Annotated in this window: 20 protein-coding genes; 17 read left to right on the top strand and 3 right to left on the bottom strand. The window is 40.1% G+C overall.

Annotation, left to right across the window (positions count from 1 at the left end):
* Nucleotides 1-80 precede the first annotated feature (80 nt).
* The 13 genes from KMHG_RS03495 (at nt 81) to KMHG_RS03435 (ending at nt 16127) form a co-directional block, all read left to right on the top strand.
* Nucleotides 81-857 carry a flagellin N-terminal helical domain-containing protein gene (locus KMHG_RS03495; protein WP_044504300.1) on the top strand — a complete coding sequence of 259 codons (777 nt, stop codon included), beginning with the start codon at nt 81-83 and terminating at the stop codon, nt 855-857.
* Between the two features lie 376 nt (nt 858-1233).
* The gene (locus tag KMHG_RS03490; RefSeq protein WP_010286994.1) at nt 1234-2049 is read left to right on the top strand and encodes a transporter substrate-binding domain-containing protein; all 816 of its coding nucleotides are present in this window, start codon (nt 1234-1236) and stop codon (nt 2047-2049) included.
* A gap of 111 nt (nt 2050-2160) precedes the next feature.
* Nucleotides 2161-2844, top strand: a complete 684-nt coding sequence (locus tag KMHG_RS03485) for an amino acid ABC transporter permease (protein ID WP_010286992.1) — start codon at nt 2161-2163, stop codon at nt 2842-2844.
* A 12-nt stretch (nt 2845-2856) separates the two neighbouring features.
* Nucleotides 2857-3585, top strand: a complete 729-nt coding sequence (locus KMHG_RS03480) for an amino acid ABC transporter ATP-binding protein (protein ID WP_010286990.1) — start codon at nt 2857-2859, stop codon at nt 3583-3585.
* Nucleotides 3586-3812: 227 nt separating this feature from the next.
* Nucleotides 3813-4979, top strand: a complete 1167-nt coding sequence (locus KMHG_RS03475; RefSeq protein WP_010286989.1) for an aminotransferase class I/II-fold pyridoxal phosphate-dependent enzyme — start codon at nt 3813-3815, stop codon at nt 4977-4979.
* A 187-nt stretch (nt 4980-5166) separates the two neighbouring features.
* The gene (locus tag KMHG_RS03470) at nt 5167-5880 is read left to right on the top strand and encodes an IspD/TarI family cytidylyltransferase (RefSeq protein ID WP_010286988.1); all 714 of its coding nucleotides are present in this window, start codon (nt 5167-5169) and stop codon (nt 5878-5880) included.
* Complete coding sequence (locus KMHG_RS03465) at nt 5880-6905, top strand: ribitol-5-phosphate dehydrogenase (protein WP_010286987.1); 1026 nt, start codon at nt 5880-5882, stop codon at nt 6903-6905. The genes KMHG_RS03470 and KMHG_RS03465 overlap by 1 nt, the downstream gene beginning before the upstream one ends.
* Nucleotides 6893-8026 carry a CDP-glycerol glycerophosphotransferase family protein gene (locus tag KMHG_RS03460; protein WP_010286986.1) on the top strand — a complete coding sequence of 378 codons (1134 nt, stop codon included), beginning with the start codon at nt 6893-6895 and terminating at the stop codon, nt 8024-8026. The genes KMHG_RS03465 and KMHG_RS03460 overlap by 13 nt, the downstream gene beginning before the upstream one ends.
* A 31-nt stretch (nt 8027-8057) precedes the next feature.
* A complete protein-coding gene (locus KMHG_RS03455; protein WP_010286983.1) occupies nt 8058-9230 on the top strand; it encodes a CDP-glycerol glycerophosphotransferase family protein in 1173 nt (390 codons plus the stop codon).
* Nucleotides 9231-9242: 12 nt separating this feature from the next.
* Nucleotides 9243-10781 carry a glycosyltransferase gene (locus KMHG_RS03450; protein ID WP_010286982.1) on the top strand — a complete coding sequence of 513 codons (1539 nt, stop codon included), beginning with the start codon at nt 9243-9245 and terminating at the stop codon, nt 10779-10781.
* Between the two features lie 287 nt (nt 10782-11068).
* Complete coding sequence (locus KMHG_RS03445) at nt 11069-11638, top strand: TetR/AcrR family transcriptional regulator (RefSeq protein ID WP_010286981.1); 570 nt, start codon at nt 11069-11071, stop codon at nt 11636-11638.
* Between the two features lie 88 nt (nt 11639-11726).
* A complete protein-coding gene (locus KMHG_RS03440; protein ID WP_010286980.1) occupies nt 11727-15032 on the top strand; it encodes a YhgE/Pip domain-containing protein in 3306 nt (1101 codons plus the stop codon).
* 264 nt (nt 15033-15296) lie between these two features.
* On the top strand, nt 15297-16127 hold the full coding sequence (locus KMHG_RS03435) for a methyl-accepting chemotaxis protein (RefSeq protein ID WP_010286979.1): 831 nt from the start codon (nt 15297-15299) through the stop codon (nt 16125-16127).
* 47 nt (nt 16128-16174) lie between these two features.
* Here the strand turns inward: KMHG_RS03435 and tagD are convergent, their stop codons facing one another.
* Together tagD and KMHG_RS03425 are read right to left on the bottom strand one after the other, a co-directional pair.
* On the bottom strand, nt 16175-16564 hold the full coding sequence (tagD, locus tag KMHG_RS03430) for a glycerol-3-phosphate cytidylyltransferase (RefSeq protein WP_010286978.1): 390 nt from the start codon (nt 16562-16564) through the stop codon (nt 16175-16177).
* A 13-nt stretch (nt 16565-16577) separates the two neighbouring features.
* The gene (locus KMHG_RS03425; protein WP_010286977.1) at nt 16578-17729 is read right to left on the bottom strand and encodes a CDP-glycerol--glycerophosphate glycerophosphotransferase; all 1152 of its coding nucleotides are present in this window, start codon (nt 17727-17729) and stop codon (nt 16578-16580) included.
* Between the two features lie 258 nt (nt 17730-17987).
* Between KMHG_RS03425 and KMHG_RS03420 the strand changes: the two genes are divergently transcribed.
* The 3 genes from KMHG_RS03420 to KMHG_RS03410 are packed head-to-tail and all read left to right on the top strand — an operon-like array spanning nt 17988 to nt 21212.
* The gene (locus KMHG_RS03420; RefSeq protein ID WP_010286974.1) at nt 17988-18800 is read left to right on the top strand and encodes an ABC transporter permease; all 813 of its coding nucleotides are present in this window, start codon (nt 17988-17990) and stop codon (nt 18798-18800) included.
* A gap of 11 nt (nt 18801-18811) precedes the next feature.
* Nucleotides 18812-19609: a teichoic acids export ABC transporter ATP-binding subunit TagH gene (tagH, locus tag KMHG_RS03415; RefSeq protein ID WP_010286970.1), complete on the top strand. Its 798-nt coding sequence runs from the start codon at nt 18812-18814 to the stop codon at nt 19607-19609.
* A 46-nt stretch (nt 19610-19655) separates the two neighbouring features.
* Nucleotides 19656-21212: a glycosyltransferase gene (locus KMHG_RS03410; RefSeq protein WP_010286968.1), complete on the top strand. Its 1557-nt coding sequence runs from the start codon at nt 19656-19658 to the stop codon at nt 21210-21212.
* 34 nt (nt 21213-21246) lie between these two features.
* Here the strand turns inward: KMHG_RS03410 and KMHG_RS03405 are convergent, their stop codons facing one another.
* Nucleotides 21247-21798, bottom strand: a complete 552-nt coding sequence (locus KMHG_RS03405; RefSeq protein ID WP_010286960.1) for a thioredoxin family protein — start codon at nt 21796-21798, stop codon at nt 21247-21249.
* A 118-nt stretch (nt 21799-21916) separates the two neighbouring features.
* Between KMHG_RS03405 and KMHG_RS03400 the strand changes: the two genes are divergently transcribed.
* On the top strand, nt 21917-22180 hold the full coding sequence (locus tag KMHG_RS03400; protein WP_010286959.1) for a hypothetical protein: 264 nt from the start codon (nt 21917-21919) through the stop codon (nt 22178-22180).
* Nucleotides 22181-22298 lie beyond the last annotated feature (118 nt).

The raw sequence follows: 22298 nt of genomic DNA, 5'->3' as shown, positions 1-22298 counted from the left end.
GTATAAAGAAGTGTTAAAAGGAGGTGGACGTAGTGCGAATAGGTCTTTTTTACAGCCAAGGCTTAAACATATGGGGCAATATGAATCGACAGTCGAACTTAGCGATGAAAGCACTTGAACGTATTGCAAAGGGGTACCGTATTAACCGAGCGGGAGACGACGCGGCAGGTTTGGCGATTTCAGAAAAGATGCGTGCGCAAATTAGCGGACTCAATATGGCAGGGAAAAATATTCAGGACGGTATTTCTCTCGTACAGACAGCGGAAGGTGCGCTTAATGAAACGCATGCGATACTGCAGCGCATGCGTGAGCTATCTGTACAATCATCGAATGATACGTTAACAGATGACGATCGTGCGATGATTGACGTCGAATTTCAAGAGTTGAAAAAAGAGATGACGCGTATTTCGAAAGATACAGAGTTTAATACGCGACCGTTATTAAACGGAGATTATGCGACGAATACGCTCAAAATTCAAGTCGGGGCAAATAGTGGACAAACAATTGAACTGACGATGAACGATATGAGCACAGATGCAATCGGACTGACAGACGCTTCTATTGCAACGCGTGACGATGCCGAGGCGTCGATTTCGATGTTGGACGATGCGATAAAACAAGTATCGATGGAACGATCACGTTTCGGCGCCTATCAAAATCGAATGGAACATGCATACAATGTGACGATGAATACAGCTGAAAACTTAACAGCAGCTGAATCACGTATACGCGATGCGGATATCGCAAAAGAAATGATGAATTTTACGAAAGCGAATATTTTACAACAAGCGGCGCAATATGCAATGGCGATGCATATGCAAACAGCGCAAGGTATGTTGCAACTGTTGAAGATGTAAACGGTCGGAAAGTGTTTTTGGGGATGAATGACGCAAAAACACTTTTTTATTGCATAAAAGCCCCTACTAAAATACAATAAATATGCATAAAAATGCATAAACAAAACATTTATTTCACTAAAAATAGTAAAACATTCAAATAAATGCCGTAAAACAAGCGTTTATTAGCGAAAAAAACGAAAAAATAATATGCATATATATTCTTTTATAACACAATATTTATGCAAAAACGTTGTATATTACTTAAAAATAATGAATAATCTACGCATTTAATTACGTTTTTATTAATTTTTATGTAGACAAATGAATAAAAATAAAATATAATTCAATTATAATAAATATTCGAAAAAAACAATATCCGAGAGGGGACATATACATGAAGAAGTGGTTAGCAGCATTATTACTCGTTGTCATCACAGCAGCGCTTGCAGCATGTGGCGGTAGCGATGAAAAATCAGGTAATTCAACATTAGACAAAGCTAAAGAAGAAAAAGTTTTAGTAGTAGGTACGAACGCAGGTTATTATCCATTTGAAATGTTTAATAAAAAAGGTACGATGATTGGTTATGACATGGACGTTGCACAAGCAATCGCTGATAAAATGGGCGCAAAATTAGAAGTAAAACAACTTGGTTTCGAAACGTTAATTCCATCATTAAAATCTGGCAAAGTTGATTTAGTACTTGCAGGTATGACAATTACAGACGAACGTAAAGGCGCAGTAGATTTTGCAGATTCTTATTACACAACAGGCCAAGCGGTAATGGTTGGTAAAGGTAGCTCAGTTAAATCTTTAGAAGACGTTGATAAAAAAGGTAACACAATCGCTGTTCAAATCGGTACAACAGGTGCCATCGTTGCAAAAGAAAAAATTAAAAACGCAACAATTCAAGAGTTTGATGACTTCCCTGCAGCAGCTCTTGCAGCACAACAAGGTAAAGTAGAAGCAGTTGTTTATGATGAACCAGCAATCCAAATTTACGCATTACAAAACGAAGGCAAAGTAAAAAAATTAGACGGTTTACTAGCATCTGATGATCTTGGTATCGCAGTGAAAAAAGGCGATAAAGAAATGCTACAATTCGTGAATGATTTCTTAAAAGAATACAAAGGCTCTGATCAAGAGAAAGAACTTCAAGACAAATGGTTCAACAGTGTTAACTGGTTGGACAACGTGAAAAACGAAGACTAGTCAATAGTTTGCGTGAGGAAGAAGGGATGAAAATCCTTTCTTTTTCATTTTTGCCACACTGATACGTATTTATAAGAGGGTACGTATCGGGCTTATTATAGGAGGTTAATTATGTCGAATCTTACTTGGGATTGGACAGCCATTACAGGTAACATGGACGTATTGTTATACGGTGCTTGGCTGACAATCAAAATTTCATTCATTTCCCTGATTATTAGTTTACCAATTGGTATCATTTTCGGTTTAGGCCGTCTTTCTAAAAACCCTGTTATTCGTTTCATCGCTGGCGCGTATGTTGAAATTATGCGTGGTGTGCCACTATTAGTATTATTAATGTGGATCTTCTTCGGTTTAAGTGCCGTATTAGATGCAGCATTCGGTATTGAGTTAAACACATACGCCGCATCAATTATCGGTCTATCAACATTCGCTGGTGCATTCTTAGCGGAAATTTTCCGTTCAGGTGTACAAGCTGTGCCGAAAGGTCAAATGGAAGCAGCACGTGCAAGCGGTATGACACATACACAAGCGATGATTCACGTCATCCTACCACAAGCGATTCGTCGTATTTTACCGCCAACAGCATCTCAATTCATTATGTTAATTAAAGACTCATCGTTAATCTCTGTTATCGGTGGCGTTGACTTAATGCTAAAAGCGAAAAACATTGTTGCATCATCATTCGCAGCACTTGAAATTTATACAGCAGTCGCTGTCATTTATTTCATCATGACGTTCGCACTTTCTTTAATCATCCGTTACTTCGAAAAACGTATGCAAAAGAATGAACTGTAGGAGGAACCGTAAATGATTTCAATTAAAAATGTAAACAAAAGCTATGGCGATCATCATGTACTAACAAATATCGACTTAGAAATTCCAAAATCAAACGTTGTTGCATTAATCGGCCCAAGTGGTGCTGGTAAGTCAACGTTAATTCGTACGATTAACGCACTTGAGTCAATCGACAACGGTGAAATTATCGTTAACGACATTTCGATTCATGATAAAAAGACAAACATTAATAAAGCGCGTACGAATATCGGTTTCGTATTCCAAAACTTTAACTTATATCCATTCAAAACGGCGTTAGAAAACGTCATGATGGCACCAATGAAAGTAAAAGGGATGTCAAAAGAAGCAGCAGAAAAGCGTGCAAAGGAATTACTAACACAACTTGGTCTTGGTAATAAATTTGATGCTTATCCAAACCGCCTATCAGGAGGTCAGCAGCAACGTGTCGCAATCGCGCGTGCTGTCGCGATGGACCCAGAGGTAATGCTTTTTGACGAACCGACTTCAGCGCTTGACCCAGAAATGGTTAAAGAAGTATTAGATGCAATTCGTGGTCTTGCCGATCAAGGGATGACGATGGTTGTCGTAACGCATGAAATGGGATTTGCAAAAGAAATTTGTGATGACATCGTCTTCATGGCAGAAGGCAAAATCGTTGAAGTGGCACCACCAGATGAATTCTTTACAGCACCGAAAACAGAACGTGCGCAAGAGTTCTTAAAAGCTGTCTTAAATCACTAATTCACACATTTTCACAAAGAGATGAGGAAGACTGCGCCAAATGCGTAGTCTTTTTTAAATGTTCTAGAAACGGGTATGATATGGTGTGTACCATCACAAATTACAATTTTGCTATGTGTGCAGTATTTGTATTTCGCTTTACGTCATATAACTGTATAATAAGAGCAAATTCAAAAAAGCTGTGTATTGACACAGCATTCCTATAAAAAAGAAGGATTGATTGACTCATGTCATTAACATTAAACAAAGAAGCAACTGAACTCCGTATCTCTGGTATTCGTGAATTTTCAAACCAATTAGTAGATTTTCCAAATGCATTAAATTTAACAATCGGTCAACCCGATTTTCCAACACCTGAAGCTGTGAAGCAAGCTGGTATCCGTGCGATTGAAGAAAATAAAACATCGTACTCTCCGAATGCCGGTTTGCTTGAATTGCGTCAAGTGGTAGCGACGTACTTCAAAGAACGCTACGGTTGCGATTACAATGCAAACGAAGTGTTAGTCACAAACGGTGCAACACAAGCAATCGATGCTGTACTACGCACGATTATTGAGCCAGGAGATGAAATCATTCTTTCTGCGCCAATGTATGCAGGATATGTGCCAATGATTAATTATGCAAAGGCGAAACCTGTTCTTTTAGACATTACTGAAACAAACTTCGAACCAGATATTGAAGCATTAAAAGCGTTAATTACGCCAAAAACGAAAGCAGTGATGTTCAACTTCCCGTCAAATCCAACAGGTGCGACAGTGAGCGTTGAACGTATGAATGAGCTTGTCGACTTTTTAGTAACACAAGACATTTACGTTATTTCAGATGAAATTTATAGTGAAATTACATTTGAAGGAGAGTACCGTTCATTCGGCAGTTATCCAGCCTTAAAAGATAAACTATTTTTAATTTCAGGTTTATCAAAATCACATTCAATGACAGGTTGGCGTATCGGTTTTATTTTAGCGCCAGAACACCTTACAGACGTCACTGTAAAAGTAAATGCATTCAACATTTTATGTGCAGCTGTACCGAGCCAATATGCTGCAATTGAAGCATTAACAGGTTCAAAAGATGCGCCAATCGCAATGACAGCTTCTTATAAAGAACGTCGCGATTACATTTACAAACGTCTAGTCGATATGGGCCTTGACGTGCATAAACCGAATGGTGCGTTTTACATTTTCCCTTCTATTAAAGAATTCGGTATGACATCACACGAATTTGCGACACGTTTATTACGTGAAGGTGGCGTTTGTGTCGTACCAGGTGCTGTATTTGCAGCAGAAGGCTATTTACGTATCACATACGCATACGCTTACGAAACTTTAGTCGAAGCGATGAACCGTATGGAAGCATTCGTTGAAAAAGTACGTGCTGAGCAAGCTACTAAATAGGTTGATGGAACCAAACTAGTTGTCTCTACGTTTTTATTAGTATAAGAAAACGCCTTCAAAACTATTTCAACTCGATGACAAACACGATGTTTTTGTGTATTTAAAAGGCTTTTATGATATTCTATTTAGAGATAAAATTCCATTTTCAATAATATAACTATTAATATTAAATACAGAGGTGCTATACATGATTTATGCAGGTATTTTAGCAGGTGGTAAAGGTACTCGTATGGGTAACGTACCAATGCCAAAACAATTTTTAACATTAAATGACAAAGCAATCATTATTCATACATTAGAAAAATTCATTTTAAATAACCGTATCGACAAAATCTTCATCGCTGTACCGAAAGACTGGGTACAATACACGAAAGATCTTGTGAAAAAACACCAATTAGACCTTCCAAAAGTGGAAGTGATCCAAGGTGGCGCAGACCGTAACGATACAATTATGAACGTTATCGGTGCAATCGAAGCACAAAACGGTTTAAATGACGAAGACATCTTAATTACACACGATGCCGTACGTCCATTCTTAACACACCGCATCATCGAGCAAAACATCGATGCAGGTCTTGAATTCGGTTCAGTTGATACAGTCATCAGCGCCATCGATACAATCGTTGAATCTCAAGACGGTGAATTCATCACACAAATTCCAGTGCGTAGCCATATGTTCCAAGGCCAAACGCCACAAACTTTCAACATTAAAAAGCTACAAGAACTTTACAATAGCCTAACGCAAGACGAGAAAGAAATTTTAACAGATGCATGTAAAATCTTCGCAATTAAAGGTGAAAAAGTAAAACTAGTACGTGGTGAAAGCTATAATATTAAAGTAACAACGCCTTACGACTTAAACGTGGCGAATTCAATTTTAAAAGGAAGTTTAGATAAATAATGATTAACCAAATTTATCGTTTAGTATCTGCTCGTCAAATCGAAGTTACTTATAAGGACCGTGCAATTTCATCTGACCACGTCGTTGTACGTCCAACTCACCTTTCTATTTGCGCTGCTGACCAACGTTACTATACAGGTACACGTGGTGAAGAAGCGATGAAGAAAAAATTACCAATGGCACTAATTCACGAAGGTGTCGGCGAAGTCGCGTACGATCCAACTGGTGAATATGCAGTCGGTACGAAAGTCGTGATGGTGCCAAACACACCAACAGAAGAAGATCCATACGTTGCTGAAAACTACTTACGTTCTAGTAAGTTCCGTTCTTCAGGTTACGATGGCTTCATGCAAGATTACGTTTTCTTAAACCGTGACCGCTTAGTCGTGTTACCGGACGATATGAACATGGAAGTTGCAGCGTTTACAGAACTTGTGACAATCGCTACACACTCAATCGCGCGCTTCGAACAAAAAGCTATTAAACGCCGCGGTACTTTCGGTGTTTGGGGCGATGGTAACTTAGGCTTCATTACATGCTTATTATTAAAATATATGTACCCAGATTGCAAAGTAACAATCTTCGGTAAAACACAATATAAATTAGACCACTTCTCATTCGTTGACGAAAAAATCTTCATTAACGAAATTCCAGAAGACTACATGGTTGATCACGCATTCGAATGTGCTGGCGGTAAAGGTAGCCAATACGCAATCGACCAAATGATCGATCACGTACACCCAGAAGCAACATTATGTCTTTTAGGTGTAAGTGAATATCCTGTAGAAATTAACACACGTATGGTACTTGAAAAAGGCTTAACATTAGTCGGTTCAAGCCGTAGTGGTGCTGTTGATTTCCAAAAAACAGTGGACCTATACAAAGCGCATCCAGAAATCCCTGAATATTTATCTACATTAGTCGGCTACACACAAGAAGTAACATCTGTTAAAGATATTATTACTGCGTTTGAAAGTGACTTATCTAGCTCATGGGGTAAGAGCGTCATGTTATGGAAAATCTAAAAAAGACCATCCAATACTCTATTCAAAGAATCTATAAAGCAATTTATAGATTCTTCTATTTCGTTTTAGAGCAAAAATCAGTAGACGACAACAAAATGGTCGTCTATACATATCGCTCAAACAAGCTAGAGGGTAATTTAAAAGCAGTCGTTCGTGAAATGCGTGCACAATATCCGAATATGCACATCGATATTCGAAAAGCACCGAAAAAAATGGGGCTCGCACTTTTTAAAGAGCTGCCGGTCATTGCGGATGCAAAAATTGTGTTATTAGACGATTATTTTTTGCCGGTCTATTTAATTAAGCCGCGTAAAGAAACAAAATTCGTGCAGTTATGGCATGCAGCAGGGGCTTTTAAAAAGTTTGGATATAGCACGAAAGATACAAAATTCGGGCCATCTTCACGTTATTTAAAAATTGTTCCTGTGCATATGCATTATTCACATGTTTACGTATCATCTAAAGAGGTAGTACCATATTATGCGGAGGCATTTAATATGTCCGCATCGAAAGTGTATCCACTCGGTATTCCACGTACCGATTTACTCGGCGAGGAAGTCGTACCAGAAGATGCGCTTACACCGACACAACGTGCAAAATGTACGGTGTTAATTGCACCAACATATCGCGCAAAAGACCGGCAAAGTGAATCTAATTTAGATTGGCTTACGGTGTTGCATCATATTGCACCGCAGCTCGCACCCCATATTCAGCTTATCGTTATGCCACATCCGTATTCGGACCGTGCAGCATGGGAGAAGCTAGCGCAATTTGAGAATATCGTGCTCGATTACAGTCATCCGTTAAATGAATGGATGCCGCGCGCAGATGCTTTTATTACCGATTACTCATCAGCTATTTTTGAATACGCGTTATTTGAGAGACCACTTGCACACTACGTTCCAGATTTAGCGGAATATACGTCAAGCCGCGGGTTATACCGTCCGCTTGACGATATTTCAGACGGAACGATTTTGCAAGATGAACAAGCGCTTATTACGTGGCTGAATGCACGTCGTAAAGGCGAATATTATGATACGACACGTATGGTGGAATTTAACTTTAGTCATACGAAAAACGTATCGCAAAAAATCGTACAACATTTAATGGAATCCGACTAAGGATGATTTTGTTTCGAAAAGAGGTAAACAGATGGCAAAGGCAAAGAAAAAAGAGCCGTTTAAGAAAAAGTTAGACCGTAAATTTAAAAAAGAAATTTTCCAAGCGATGTACAAATGTTTTTCATTATTACCAATTCAAAAGAATAAAATTTCAATTCTTTCAGATAGTCGCAAAGATTTAAGCGACAACTTCCAAATGGTTTATGATGAATTGCAACGCCGTAAAGATTACAAATACTATTTCTTATTAAAACCGAGCGTTAAAAAACGTAAGCGTTACATTGAAATTATTCAATTAGCTTACAATATCGCAACATCAAAAGTGATCATGGTAGACGACTACTATCCGATGATCTACCCACTAAAAATTCGTAAAAAAGCGGACCTTGTGCAAATTTGGCACGCAGTAGGCGCATTCAAAACATTCGGTTTCAGCCGTATGGGTAAACCAGGTGGTCCGAAACCAACATCTGTTGCGCACAAAAACTACACGAAAGCGATCGTCAGCTCAAAATACGTAGCACCTTTCTATGCGGAAGGCTTCGGCATTGACGAATCAAAAGTGATTCCGACAGGTGTGCCACGTACAGACGTATTTTTCGATGAAAAATACAAAGCAGACAAAAAAGCGATGATGTACGGCAAATATCCAGAGCTTGAAGGCAAACACGTTACACTGTATGCGCCAACATTCCGTGGTAATGGTCAAACGAGTGCCCATTTCCCACAGAAAATGTTAGACCTAGATAAACTGTATGCGTCACTTGGCGAAAACGATGTATTTTTAATTAAAATGCACCCATTCGTGAAAAAGAAATTTAAGATTCCAGCAGAATATCGCGACAAAATTAAAGATATGACGAAATATCCTTCTGTAAACGATATTTTATTCATTACCGATATTTTAATTACCGATTATTCATCTGTATGCTTCGAATTTGCATTATTAAACAAACCGATGATCTTCTTCTGCTTCGACTTAGAAGAGTACGTAGCATCTCGTGATTTCTACGTATCATATGATGAATTTACACCGGGGGATGTCGTACGTGATACAGATCAACTGATCGCATCAATGGACAAACACCGCGCTGACAGCACTGTTGATTTAACAGCATTTACTGATAAATTCTTCGATGATTTAGACGGTAAATCAACAGAGCGTGTCGCAAACTTAATTATTGATTGTATGAATCGTAAATAGAGGTGGTTGGCAATGACGAAACGTAAAGTATTTATGCTCGTATGGGACGTCGATGTCGATAAAGGTGGCATTAATAGCGTCATGTTCCGCCGTACACATCTGTTCAACAATGACTTATATACGAGCGACATTATTACGCTTGATGATAAGCCATACGGTTATGCCGATATTGAGGCGACGCTTCATGCGGACGGTCGTTTATGTAAATCATCACATATTATTAACGTTTACGATTATTATCGTAAAAAGATGACGCGTGATAAAAAAGTAAGCGACGAAGACCGTGAACATTACGAACAGTTGCATAAGCGTGAAGAAAAAGGCTATAAAATTCAAGATAAGCCACATGCGACGAAGTACTTCTTAAATGGACAATTCGTGAAGCATAAAAAGTGGGACGCGGATGGCAAACTTGCGAGCATTGACTACTATCATTTAACGACGCGTGTCATTGCCTATACGGAAGAATACCATCCAGCAGGCTATTTAATTCGTAAATCAACGTATCATCCGAAAAACGGTGGATTAAATCAAATTCTTCACTACACAGCGGATGGGCATTGTTATTTAGCACGTTGGTTTAATTCAGGGACTGGGAAACAGCAACGAGTTGTGTTGTTCTCACCAGATACGAAACAAGCAATCGGATTTGAAAATAACAATGAATTTCACCAATACTTTTTAGAAGAGCTTGCACGTCAACAAACCGACAAGCCGTACATGATTTGTGATGGCCCAGGTTCTGCATATAAATTACAACAATTAGACGCATCGCTCGCACATCGTATTTACGCGATTCATACGACGGTGTATGAAGCACCGTATACGCGAGGTTCTGTCATTAAAGACAATCATAAACGACTATTCGATAATGACGCACCACACGTACCAGTCGTTGTGCTGACCGAGCATCAAAAGAAAGATTTAGAAGCAGATTTCGGCGACAACTTTGAATACTACGTCATTTCTCATGCGATGAACGTACGCGAACAAATGATTAAAAAACAACCGTATACCGCATCGATTGTAAGCCGTCTAGCAGATGAAAAACGCGTCGACTTGGCGATTCGTGCCTTCAAATATGTCGTGCGCGATGAGCCAGAAGCGGTATTAAACATTTACGGTACCGGTGAGCAAGAAGCGGCATTGCGTAAATTGATTCGTAAATTAAAGCTGACGAAACATGTCTTTTTAAAAGGCTATACGACCGAAGCAGACCGCGTATTTGCGGAGTCACAATTTACGATCATTACGTCACGCTACGAAGGACAGTCGTTAATTGCGCTTGAAGCGTATGCGAATAAAACGGCGGTCGTATCGTTTGATATTAATTATTTAGTGGAAGAAATGTATGACAATCCAGCGATGGCTTCAATTGTGCCAGATGGTGATGTAGAAGCATTAGCAGATGCGATGATTGAACTGATGAAAGACCCTGCGCGCGCAAAAGCGATGGGTGAAGTCGGCTATGACGTCGTGAAGCAGCATTATTCATTTGAAAGCCAATATGAAAAGTGGCATGCATTATTCCAACAACTTGATGAAAAATAAAGGAAGGCAATCGCTTTCCTTTATTTTTTTTGCGTTCTTATATATTCAAGAGTCATTTTTAAAAGATGACTGCTCATATCGCTTTTTTAAATAGAACATCGTATACTTTCATTGAACGTGGGATATGTCACATCGTTCATCCAAACACTGTCAAAACGTCACATATTGTGGCGTTTTTTTGTGCTAGAACATTGCATTTTCACGAAAAAGTGATACAATTAATGACTGGATGACCAAATTAGGTTTTCGGTCAGTTTTGCAAAAAAGCTGGAAGTGAGTTGAACGACATGGATCGTCAAAAAGAAATATTAGAAGCAGCGCGCCAATCGTTTACGCTTTTCGGTTATAAAGCAACGACGATGGAGCAAGTTGCAAAACTAGCGAAAGTTGGAAAAGGGACGATTTATACGTTTTTCAAAAATAAAGACGTATTGTTCCAAGAAATTGTCATGCAAATGATTGACGATATGAAAATAGAAGTAAATCAAGTTGTCGATCCAGATGATAACTTTACGAATAATGCACATCGCGTGCTAATGAAAATTTTAGAATTCCGTGAAGTGCATAAATTGTATGGCAAGCTTATCGAAGAAGAATGTTCGATGAATACGCCAGAAGTACATGCTGTCATGAAACAAATTGAAGGCAACTTATTGGCATACGTTGAAGAACGCATCGAAGCGGCAATCCAAAAAGGTGAAATTCAATTTTGTGATAAAGAGCTCATTGCGTACTTGTTATTAAAAGCGTATATGGCAGTTATTGTCGATTGGAACGCACATCACGATCAAGAACTAACAGAAGAACGCATTATTGCACTGTTTCAAAATACGATCTTTAAGGGGCTCATTTCTTAGGCTCGTATTTTTTTAACAAAAAATGACCAATTGAAGAATTTGGTCAATTAGTTTTAAGTGTTCGTATTAAAAGGAGGAGAAACGTACAGTGTTTAAGGCAGAATGGAAAAGTATTTTTACAACGAAGATGCTGTTTATCTCTATTGTTGCCATTATGCTTGTACCTTTAATTTACGGTGGTACATTTTTATGGTCTTTCTGGGACCCGTACGGCAAGCTCGATAAAGTGCCTGTCGCAATTGTCAATGAAGATAAACCCGCAGAAATTAGTGGTAAAAAGTTGAATGTCGGTGAAGAACTCGTAGATGAACTCATAAAAGATAAATCGTTAGACTTCCACCAAGTATCAGCCAGAGAAGCTGAAAAAGGAATGGACGACAATAAATATTATTTAACGATTACGATTCCTGAAGATTTTAGTAAAAATGCGGGAACATTACTCGACGATCATCCGAAGCAAATGGAGATTGAATATCGCCCGAATAAAGGCGCAAACTTTATCGCCTCACAAGTAGGGAGCACAGCAGTCGAAAAAATTCGTACAGAAGTGAATGCGAAAGTAGCAGAAACTTACTCAGAGCAAGTATTTAAAAGCATTAAAAAAATGGGTAAAGGTTTCGGCGACGCTGCAGACGGTGCTGGTGAATTAGCAGATGGCTCAGGCGATTTAGATAAAGGTGCGAACGATTTACACGATGGGATTTTATCGTTAAAAGATGGGATCATTCAGCTATCAAAAGGTGCGGTATCTGCTAAATCAGGTGCAGGCGACTTAAACGATGGGATTATTTCTGCAAAAGACGGTGCGATTCAAATTAACGATGGGATCGGTTCTGCAAAAGACGGATCTGTGAAACTTGCAGACGGTATTAGCTCAGCAAAAGATGGTTCCGTGAAACTTGCCGATGGTGCAGTATCAGCGAAAGACGGATCTGTGAAACTCGCAGACGGTATTAGTTCAGCAAAAGATGGCTCAGGCCAATTAGCTGACGGTGCAAAATCAGCGAAAGATGGATCTGTGAAACTCGCAGACGGTATTAGCTCAGCAAAAGATGGCTCAGGCCAATTAGCTGACGGTGCAAAATCAGCGAAAGACGGATCTGTCCAATTAAAAGATGGCATTAGCTCAGCGAAAGATGGCTCAAGTCAACTCGCAGACGGTGCAAAATCAGCAAAAGACGGATCTGTCCAATTAAAAGATGGCATTAGCTCAGCGAAAGATGGCTCAAGCCAACTCGCGGACGGTGCGAAGTCTGCGAAAGATGGTGCAGATGATTTACAACAAGGTATTCAATCTGCAAAAGATGGCTCAACAAAATTAGTCGACGGTTCCACGTCATTAAAAGACGGTACGGCAAATCTTGTGAGTCAACTAACAGCGAAAAAAGAAAGCATCGGTCAACTAGATGCTGGTGCGACACAAGTATCTGACGGTGCCGGCCAATTAAGTGGCAGCTTGTCAGATTTAACGAAACTCGCAACGGCGTTATCAACGAAACTTGGTAATCCACAAGCGCAAACAGCAGCTGTCGATACATCAAGTGTGACAGCAGCAAATGCGAAAGCTCAAAAACAAGCACAAACAGCAGTCGCAAAAGCACAACAAGCGGCAGATCAAGCAAATGCGGCAGTGCAAACGATTGAAAAAATGGACTTAACAGCAGACCAAAAAGCAACGTTATTAGCGAGTGCAGAGCAAACAGCGGACCAAGCGAACGATGCGTTAAAAGCGGCGCAACAAACAGCAGATGCACAAGCATCAGTAGATGAAGCGGCTACAGCGACGAAAGCGTCAACGAAAGCAGTCGATGCATCGGCACAACAAATGGCGGCACAACTAGCACAAGGCATCGGTCAAGCACAACAAGCATCAACACAAATTGCAGACGGTGCGAAACAAGTTGCTAGCGGTACGAATGAATTAGCAACCGGTTGGGACAATTCAATTCAAGGCGCTACGCAATTAGATGCCGGCGCGGGTAGCTTAAAAGACGGTATCGTGAAATTAGACGGTGGCTTAGGTCAACTACAAGACGGTGCTGGAAAATTATCAACAGGTTTAGCGTCATTACAAACAGGTGCTACTGACTTAGACGGAGGACTTGGTCAATTACAAGGTGGCTCGAAAGATTTAGCGAGTGGTCTAACGGACTTAACGAAAGGTGCGCGTAGTTTAGACGGAGGACTTAGCCAATTACAAGGCGGTTCAACAAACTTAGCGAGTGGTCTAACAGACTTAACGAAAGGCGCACGTAGTTTAGATGGAGGGCTTGGTCAACTGCAAAGCGGTTCAACAGACTTAACGAAAGGTTTAGGTACGCTTGCAAGTGGTGCAGGTGATTTAAACGGAGGACTTGGTCAACTGCAAAGCGGTTCAACAGATTTAACGAAAGGTTTAGGTACGCTTGCAAGTGGTGCAGGTGACTTAAACGGAGGACTTGGTCAACTACAAACAGGTGCCAACGATTTATCGTCTGGTATGAATGAATTAGAAGACGGTTCAGGTTCACTTGTCGGTGGTATGGATCAACTTGCCGATGGTTCAACGAAATTAACAGACGGTCTTGGTGATTTAGCAGACGGTTCAGTGAGTGCAAAAGATGGTACGGTAAAACTTGCCGACGGTTCGGATTCACTTGCGGACGGTACAGAAAAATTAGAAGACGGTACGAAAACGTTACAAGAAAAATTAGCAGATGCACATGATGAAGCATCAGAAGTGAAACCAACGAAAGAAACATATAAAATGCAAGCTGCACCTGTCAAAGTAGAAGAATATATTAAGAGTGATGTGAAAAACTACGGTACAGGCTTCTCACCTTACTTCTTAGGAATGTCACTATTAATCGGTGCGATCGTCATTACGATGGTTTACAACGTATCATTCCCAGCGATTCATCCGACGAGCGCAAGTGCTTGGTATTGGAGTAAAACGAACGTATTAGCATTAATCGGTTTCGTACAAGCCGTTGTCGTCGTGTCAGTCGTACACTTCGCATTAGGCTTACAAGCAGAACATATATGGGCGGTATACTTCATTGCGATTATCGCAAGTTTCGCATTTATCGCAGTCGTTCAATTGCTCGTAACAGTACTTGGCGACACTGGTCGATTTATCGCATTAGTTTTAATGGTGTTACAATTAACTTCAAGTGGCGGTACATTCCCGAAAGAAATGACGCCTGGATTCTTTGAAGCATTAAATAAATTTATGCCATTAACACATGCGGTGGAAGCATTCCGCGCAGCTGTGACAACAGGTGACATTTCATACATGTGGCAAAATATCGGATTCTTAGTAGTCGTATTAATCGGCTCAAGCTTATTAACATTCGGTTATTTAGCATTAAAAGTGAAAAAACGTTATCAACCAGGTTCAACAAAAGAAGCATAATATAAAGAGGCTGGGACATAAGTGTAAAAACATTCTCTCAAATGAGCATAAAAAAACCGGAATCGTGCTGTGGCGCGGTTCCGGTTTTTTGTTTAGAACGTTAAAAAAGGAAAATGAAATGTTTTGTCCCAGCCGCTTTTTTTAACGCGGCAATCATAATTTGCTCACTTAAAGCGCTTTTTGGCACCTTAATTACCATTTATTTGTAAAAAATAGTAAAATATGTTTTACTAAAAGTATAGAAGGGTATAGGGGGAGTTTTGGATGAATCAAGTTGAAGCATTAACAATTGCAGCACCGTATATTCACCAAGTATTGAAAGGCGAAGCAATTGTCGCGATTGCCGATAAAGAAACGGATACGATCGTGAAATATTTAGCAGGGCGTAACGTTGACTCTGGTTATATCGATGGGCAAGTCGTAAATCCACAAGATAACAATGTGTATACAGCGTTTGCGGGAAGAAATGCAGACGTTTTAATCGATGAAAGTGTGTATGGTGTCGCCATTAACGCATTTGCATTTCCGTTAAGAGAAGGGAATCGTGTCGTAGGGGCGTTAGCGATTGGCTTACCGATTGACCGTGAGCAAAAAATAAACGGTTATTTAGAGCAAGTTAATGCGATCGTTTCGAACTTGCAAGATAAAGTACATACGATTGCGTCGCATTCAGAAGAACTTGCTGCAGCAAGTGAAGAAGTGACGACACAAGCAGAGCACGCGATGGAAAATGCGGCGAAAACGAATGATATTACGGGTATGATCAAAGACATTTCACGCCAGACGAATTTACTCGGCTTAAATGCTTCGATTGAAGCGGCACGTGCAGGGCAGTACGGAGCAGGTTTCAACATCGTTGCCCAAGAAGTGCGTAATTTATCAGAGCAAACAGCGCATTCAACGACACAGATCGAGCAAGTCATTCAACGCGTCCAAACCGACTTATCGAAACTACAAGGCAATATCGAGCAAATTTCTGCAGCATCAGAAGAAGAAGCGGGACTCGTACAAGAATTCAGCTCAATCATCGAAGATTTACACGACTTAAACGGTGAACTAACGAAGTTTTTCAAAGAATCATCAGCAATCGTCTAAATTAAAAGGAGATGTCCAGATCGGACATCTCCTTTTCCTCTTTTTAATTAATGCTCGCTTAAATCTGATTTTACTTTCGTTGTAGAAATACCTTCAGTACGTGGTAAATAAATAACTTCGCAATAGTCTTTTAAGAAGTCAAATTCACCTTCCCAATCGTGACCCATGACGAACGTGTCCACGTTGTACTGCTGTACATCATGTACTTTTTGTTCCCAAGATTCCTCTGGGATGACGAGGTCGACGTAACGAATCGCCTCTAAAATCGCTTTGCGCTGCTCAAATGGATAATACGCTTGCTTATGCTTAATCGCATTAAACTCATCTGTAGAGATGGCGACAATTAACTTGTCACCAAGGGCTTTCGCACGACGCAAAAGATTAATATGTCCGACATGAAGTAAATCGAACGTTCCGTATGTAAGAACGGTCTTCATTTACAAATCACTCCTATTTTAATAAGTAGTCTACAAGCTTCGCTGCGGTATGACCATCTGAATAGCAGTTCCATTTTGCGGCAAACTGTTCAACCTGCTGAAGGTCAAAGTCCATATGCAAAATCGTATGAATGAGCTCATCATCACTATCGACGACAGGCCCCGGCACGACATCACGATAATCGTCCCAAAAACCACGGCTCATTTGATATTGCGCTAAATCGTACGGATAAAAAATTTGCGGCTTGCCGAGGAATGAAAATTCATACGGAATCGACGAATAATCACTCACTAAAAAATCGGTAACAAGCAGTAAGTCGTTGACCGATAATTTGTTTGCAACATTGATAATATATGGGTGACGGAGTGCATTTAAATCATGCTCTACCGCTGGATGCAATTTAATGACAAGTCGATAGTCATCGCCAAGCTGTGATGCAATTTTGACGAAATCAATTGGGATTTGTTGCTTCGCTAATTCGTTGTCACGGAAAGTCGGTGCGTATAACACCACTTTTTTACCGACAAGGTCAGGATACGTCGCATATACCTTTTGTCTCGTTTCACGCTTTGCTTTCTCGTCAAAGAAGAAATCAGTACGTGGAATGCCTGTGTGTAAAAACGCATTGCTCTCTTTTTGGAATGCTCTCGCAAAAATTTGGGCCATAAACGGTGAGCCGACGACGATTTTATCCATCGCTTCATATACTTTACGAATGCGGGCAAGCGCTTTCGGTGTACGGTATGTGAGGCTCGGATCCACCATGCCGAATTTTTTTACGGCACCAGCCGCGTGCCAGAGTTGGATTACTTCCGTGTCGTCGTTAAAATGACAGACGCTTAAAATCGCAACATAGTTGTCGATGAAAACGGTACGCGCAGTTGCGAGTCGTTTGAGCCCTTTCAAGTATTCAAATGGCTTCGACGGCTTAAAGGCAACAATTTCTCGTACACCAGCGTCTTTAAAAGATGTTTTACATTTTCCTGTTTTTAAAACGACGACATCTTCGTAGCCTCTTTTGCCAAGCTCGCGTGTGACATATTCAGCATTGTCACCGAAGTCGCATAAAAAGACGATGTTGTTCGTTTTTTTCGACAGCTTAAATGTGTTAAAAAAGATTTTATTGACGATTAAAAAGAGGGTAATGATCCATTCTTTTGTCATACAGTCACCTGTTTTCTAGATTGAATTGAAAAACCCTAAGTGCTATTATAACGCAAAATGAGGCGGTGTTGTATAATAGCTTTTTTTACACGTGTCATGACTCTTGCAGAAATGCGCTTTTTTTCTAGTATATTTTTGATGTGAAACATGAACGAAATATTCGACAAAAAGCGATGTTTCTACAGTTGAAAACATTGTTCTGTGTTATACTATGATGTGGATTCTTAACCTAATTTCGTGGAATTGAGGAAGGCTTAGATGAAAGATTTTATTAAAATCGTAAAAGAGCAAATGAGCTCGTTTTACTTGATTCAGCGTCTGGCAAAGTTCCAAATGCGAATCGATAACAACAACAACTATTTAGGTGTTGCGTGGGAAGTATTAAATCCAGCGATTCAAATGCTAATGTACTGGTTCGTCTTCGGTTATGCGATGAATCGTAACCAACCGATGGACGGCGATGTACCGTACGTATTGTGGATGCTTGCTGGTATTTCATTTTGGTTCTTCATCAACAAGTCGATTTTAGATGGATCAAAGTCGATCTATCAAAAATATGGCACCGTTGCGAAGATGAATTTCCCACTATCCGCCATTCCAAGCTATATTATTACAAGTAAATTTTACAGTCATCTCGTACTTGTCGCTGCGATTATGATTGTGTTCTGGTGCTGCGGATATTTCCCAACAGTGTATTACTTACAACTGTTATTATTTATTCCACTCAGCTACCTACTAGCGTTTTCTATTACGCTTTTAACGTCAACGTTAACTGTTGTCGTGCGCGACTTACAAATTATTATTCAATCTGTACTACAAGCGATGTTCTTCATCTCGCCAATTTTATGGGACCGTTCAGACAAATTCCCAGACTGGCTTTCAAATTTATTGCAACTGAATCCATTTTATTACTTAGCGAACGGCTACCGCGCCGCATTATTAAACGGTGAATGGTACTTCGTCACGCATTGGGAATTAACGCTTTATAACTTAGCGCTTATTTTCATCTTTATGTATCTCGGTTCAAAAGCGCACTATAAATTTAGAACACGCTTCTCTGACTTCATTTAGGAGGATTTACTTTGGCAAAATCAGTCATTTTAAAAAATGTAACGAAAACATACTCGATGTATGAGTCAAAGACAGAGCAGTTGGCCGACTTACTGCTACCTTTTAAAAAGAAGAAGGGTCGCAAATTTGACGCCATCGAAGGCATTAGCTTTTCTGTCGAAGAAGGCGATATCGTTGGGCTCGTCGGCATTAACGGCTCAGGGAAATCGACGCTATCAAACATTATTGGCGGACTGACACCTGCAACATCTGGTGAAGTCATCGTTCACGGCGACGTCAATGTCATCGCCATTAAGTCAGGTTTATCAAACAACTTAACTGGTAAAGAAAACATCGAGTTTAAATGTTTATTAATGGGTTATAGTAAAGAAAAAATTGAAGAAGTCATGCCGCAAATTATTGAATTTTCAGAGCTTGGTGACTTTATTAACCAACCTGTGAAACAATATTCAAGCGGTATGAAATCAAAACTTGGCTTTGCGATTAGTGTCACAGCTGATCCAGACGTCATCATCATTGATGAAGCATTATCTGTCGGTGACCAAACGTTTACCGACAAGTCGCTCGCAAAAATGATGGAATATAAAAAACGTGGCAAGACGATTTTCTTCGTCAGCCACAACACGAAACAAGTCGAAAACTTCTGTACGAAAATTGCTTGGATCGAAGGCGGTCAGCTACGTGAGTTTGGCCCGACAAATACGGTCATGAAAAATTACCGCGCTTTCGTGAAAAAGTACAATAAACTATCTGAAAAAGAACAAAAGGCCTTTCGTGATAGCCTCGCTGCATCTCGAAAGCACGACTAATGAGAGGCTGTGACAACGCAGCCTCTTTTTCATTGGGGGAACTATGATGAAAAAAACGATTTTCCTAACAGTGTGGAACGTTACAACGAAGCCAAGTGCGATGAATCGTTCTGTATTTAAACAAGCGAATACATTCGTGAAAAATGGCTACAATCCTGTCATTTTAACATTTGATTTTATATTCGATTATCCACAAATTGAGCGCGAGCTACATGCAGTCGGCCTATTAGATGATCGTGTACGCATTTTAAATGTGTACGATTACTACCGCGAAGCATTTAACGAACAATCGATGTCAGCGGAACAAAAAGCGTATTATGAAAATAGTATTCAAAAATTTGAAGAAGGCTATTGGGTAGAAGATGACGGCGCAACAGCACGTTACTTCGTCAATGGCGTCTATACGAAATATAAACGTTGGGATAAAAACGGTCAGCTCATGATCGTCGATGAATTTGACGATAACCGTGTCCGCATGAGCCGTCGTGAATTCCACCCAGAAGGCTTTTTAGCACGCGAAACGTTGTATCACCCGGCAAACAATAAACGAAACCAAGAACGCTATTTCACACGCAGCGGTTTTTGCTATTTAACGGTTTGGTACAACAACGAAACAGATCGCCAACAATCGGTATTTTTATTCGACCCGGCGTTCTCAAAAGCAGAAGTGTTCGGCGCATTACGTCCGTTCCACACTTATTGGATTGACCAATTAACGAAAATTGAGGCAGTGAAGCCAATCGTCATCGCGCAGAAACCATCTGCAGTAGACCGTTTACAACTCGTTGAAAATGATAATGTTAGCCGTATTTTCATGCGCCATACGAGCCATTTAGCAGTAGAACAACCAGAAAACGGCGATGTGAACTTCGCAAAAGACGTGGCATCTTTATTAGAAGTCATTCCGAAAGGGTATCCAATCGTCGTGACGACAGAACTGCAAAAACGTCATTTAGAAAAACATGTCGGCGATCGTGGCAATATCTTCGTCATGCCCGACTATTTCGAGTCTTGTGCGACAGATGTTTCACGTAAAACGAAACATTTCGTATCGATTTCTTCATATGATAGTATGCATGCGACAGGGCAGTTGTTAGACGCATTTAAAATCGTCCTTGAAACAGTACCTGATGCGACACTTTCACTATACGGTAAGTTATTAAAACCACGTAAAGAAGCAATTATGAAAAAAATGAAACGACTGGAAATTACTAAATCCGTCTCATTAAATCAGTACACACTCAATATCGACCCAATCCTTGCAGAAGCGACAGCGCAAATCGTAATGTCGAAAACAGAAGGACAAGGGGCAAGCATTGGCGAAGCCTTTGCGAACGGTACACCTGTCATCGCATATGACGTACCATTCGGTGCTCAAGAAATGATTAACGGACAAAATGGCGTACTCGTCGAATTCGAAAACGTCGACGCACTCGCACAAGCGATGATCGACCTTGCGACAAACGAAGACAAAGTACGTCAAATGAGCGTCGCTGCGAAAGCTTATGCAGATGAGTATTTATCAAAACAACGTTATACAGACAATTGGTTAAGCTTGTTGGATCATATTGACCAATATGATCCGAAAGAGCCGTTGATTTAAAAAAGGAGCGCCCATATCGGGTGCTCCTTTTTTATTATAGCGCTTGAATCGTTTTTAAAATGTCTTCGTATACCCATTCCCACGTTTGGCTATCATCAACGTAACGTTGTTGAAGACTACCGTAAAATGCTTTTTCAGCTTCGGCAAAACCTTCATCTTCTTTCGCAGGAAGTCCGGCACGACCATCAACGACGAGTTGTTGTAATTCAGGTGCACGTGGGCCCCATTTGCCAACAAGCTCACCTTCTGCATCTAAAATTAAATAAATCGGAATCGCGCGACCACCGTTTGTTAAATAACGGTCGATTAAATCGGTATCTTCATCGCGATAAGCGGCACGCATTTCAGCACCAGCTGCTTCCGCCATTTTTAGCATAATCGGATTGTTGAGCATCGCATCGCCACACCAGTCCTCTGTAATTGCTAAAATTTTTTTATTTTCTAAGCCAGATAGGTCAGCATTTGCAGGAATTTCGAATTGTTCATAAATTTTTTCCGTACGCTCTTTTAGCACTTCTACCGTCATTTTCTCGATATAGTCGTGCATCGGTAACGCACTGTTAAAATAGTCAAAAACTGTTTTCATCGTTCTGCCTCCTTTGTTATATACTTTCATTATGCCTGAAGCATCATTCAACATTCAATGTAAAACATTGGTGGTTGGCCGATACAACTAAGGAACGAGGTAAAGGAAGTGACCGTCATTGAAAAAGCTCTTTTTATCGCTGCTCGTCGTTGTGCCAATGATGCTAGGACTATCTTTTTGCGCCAACGCGAACGCGACAAAAACGAAATATATCGCTGCCTTAAAAAATGAAAATGTTTATATTTACGATAAAGCGAAAGCGACTGCAAAAAAACAAAAAGTGGCAGATCGCGCAGATTATTCTTATTACGTCAATGAAAAAAGCAATGACTTTTATCATTTCTTCGCAGAATACCCCTCCCTCAAGGAACGGAGTGAGTAGGGAGGGGATGAATGCAAACGCAAACTTTTTGTGCGTGCCAATTTGTTGAAAAGAACATCTGTTCTCAATATAATGTGAGAAAAAGGAGGTGTTTGTCATGCCACATAAAGCGTATCAA

The organism is Kurthia massiliensis (genome assembly GCF_000285555.1).
GTDB classification, from domain to species: domain Bacteria; phylum Bacillota; class Bacilli; order Bacillales_A; family Planococcaceae; genus Kurthia; species Kurthia massiliensis.
Note: the sequence above shows the minus strand (reverse complement) of the source record. Positions and strands in the feature narration are given on the sequence as shown.

Bases quoted from the DNA above. Each gene is read 5' to 3' on its own strand.
- KMHG_RS03495 (WP_044504300.1), top strand. From the start codon at position 81: ATGAATCGACAGTCGAACTTAGCGATGAAAGCACTTGAACGTATTGCA.
- KMHG_RS03490 (WP_010286994.1), top strand. From the start codon at position 1,234: ATGAAGAAGTGGTTAGCAGCATTATTACTCGTTGTCATCACAGCAGCG.
- KMHG_RS03485 (WP_010286992.1), top strand. From the start codon at position 2,161: ATGTCGAATCTTACTTGGGATTGGACAGCCATTACAGGTAACATGGAC.
- KMHG_RS03480 (WP_010286990.1), top strand. From the start codon at position 2,857: ATGATTTCAATTAAAAATGTAAACAAAAGCTATGGCGATCATCATGTA.
- KMHG_RS03475 (WP_010286989.1), top strand. From the start codon at position 3,813: ATGTCATTAACATTAAACAAAGAAGCAACTGAACTCCGTATCTCTGGT.
- KMHG_RS03470 (WP_010286988.1), top strand. From the start codon at position 5,167: ATGATTTATGCAGGTATTTTAGCAGGTGGTAAAGGTACTCGTATGGGT.
- KMHG_RS03465 (WP_010286987.1), top strand. From the start codon at position 5,880: ATGATTAACCAAATTTATCGTTTAGTATCTGCTCGTCAAATCGAAGTT.
- KMHG_RS03460 (WP_010286986.1), top strand. From the start codon at position 6,893: ATGGAAAATCTAAAAAAGACCATCCAATACTCTATTCAAAGAATCTAT.
- KMHG_RS03455 (WP_010286983.1), top strand. From the start codon at position 8,058: ATGGCAAAGGCAAAGAAAAAAGAGCCGTTTAAGAAAAAGTTAGACCGT.
- KMHG_RS03450 (WP_010286982.1), top strand. From the start codon at position 9,243: ATGACGAAACGTAAAGTATTTATGCTCGTATGGGACGTCGATGTCGAT.
- KMHG_RS03445 (WP_010286981.1), top strand. From the start codon at position 11,069: ATGGATCGTCAAAAAGAAATATTAGAAGCAGCGCGCCAATCGTTTACG.
- KMHG_RS03435 (WP_010286979.1), top strand. From the start codon at position 15,297: ATGAATCAAGTTGAAGCATTAACAATTGCAGCACCGTATATTCACCAA.
- tagD (WP_010286978.1), bottom strand. From the start codon at position 16,564: ATGAAGACCGTTCTTACATACGGAACGTTCGATTTACTTCATGTCGGA.
- KMHG_RS03425 (WP_010286977.1), bottom strand. From the start codon at position 17,729: ATGACAAAAGAATGGATCATTACCCTCTTTTTAATCGTCAATAAAATC.
- KMHG_RS03420 (WP_010286974.1), top strand. From the start codon at position 17,988: ATGAAAGATTTTATTAAAATCGTAAAAGAGCAAATGAGCTCGTTTTAC.
- KMHG_RS03410 (WP_010286968.1), top strand. From the start codon at position 19,656: ATGAAAAAAACGATTTTCCTAACAGTGTGGAACGTTACAACGAAGCCA.
- KMHG_RS03405 (WP_010286960.1), bottom strand. From the start codon at position 21,798: ATGAAAACAGTTTTTGACTATTTTAACAGTGCGTTACCGATGCACGAC.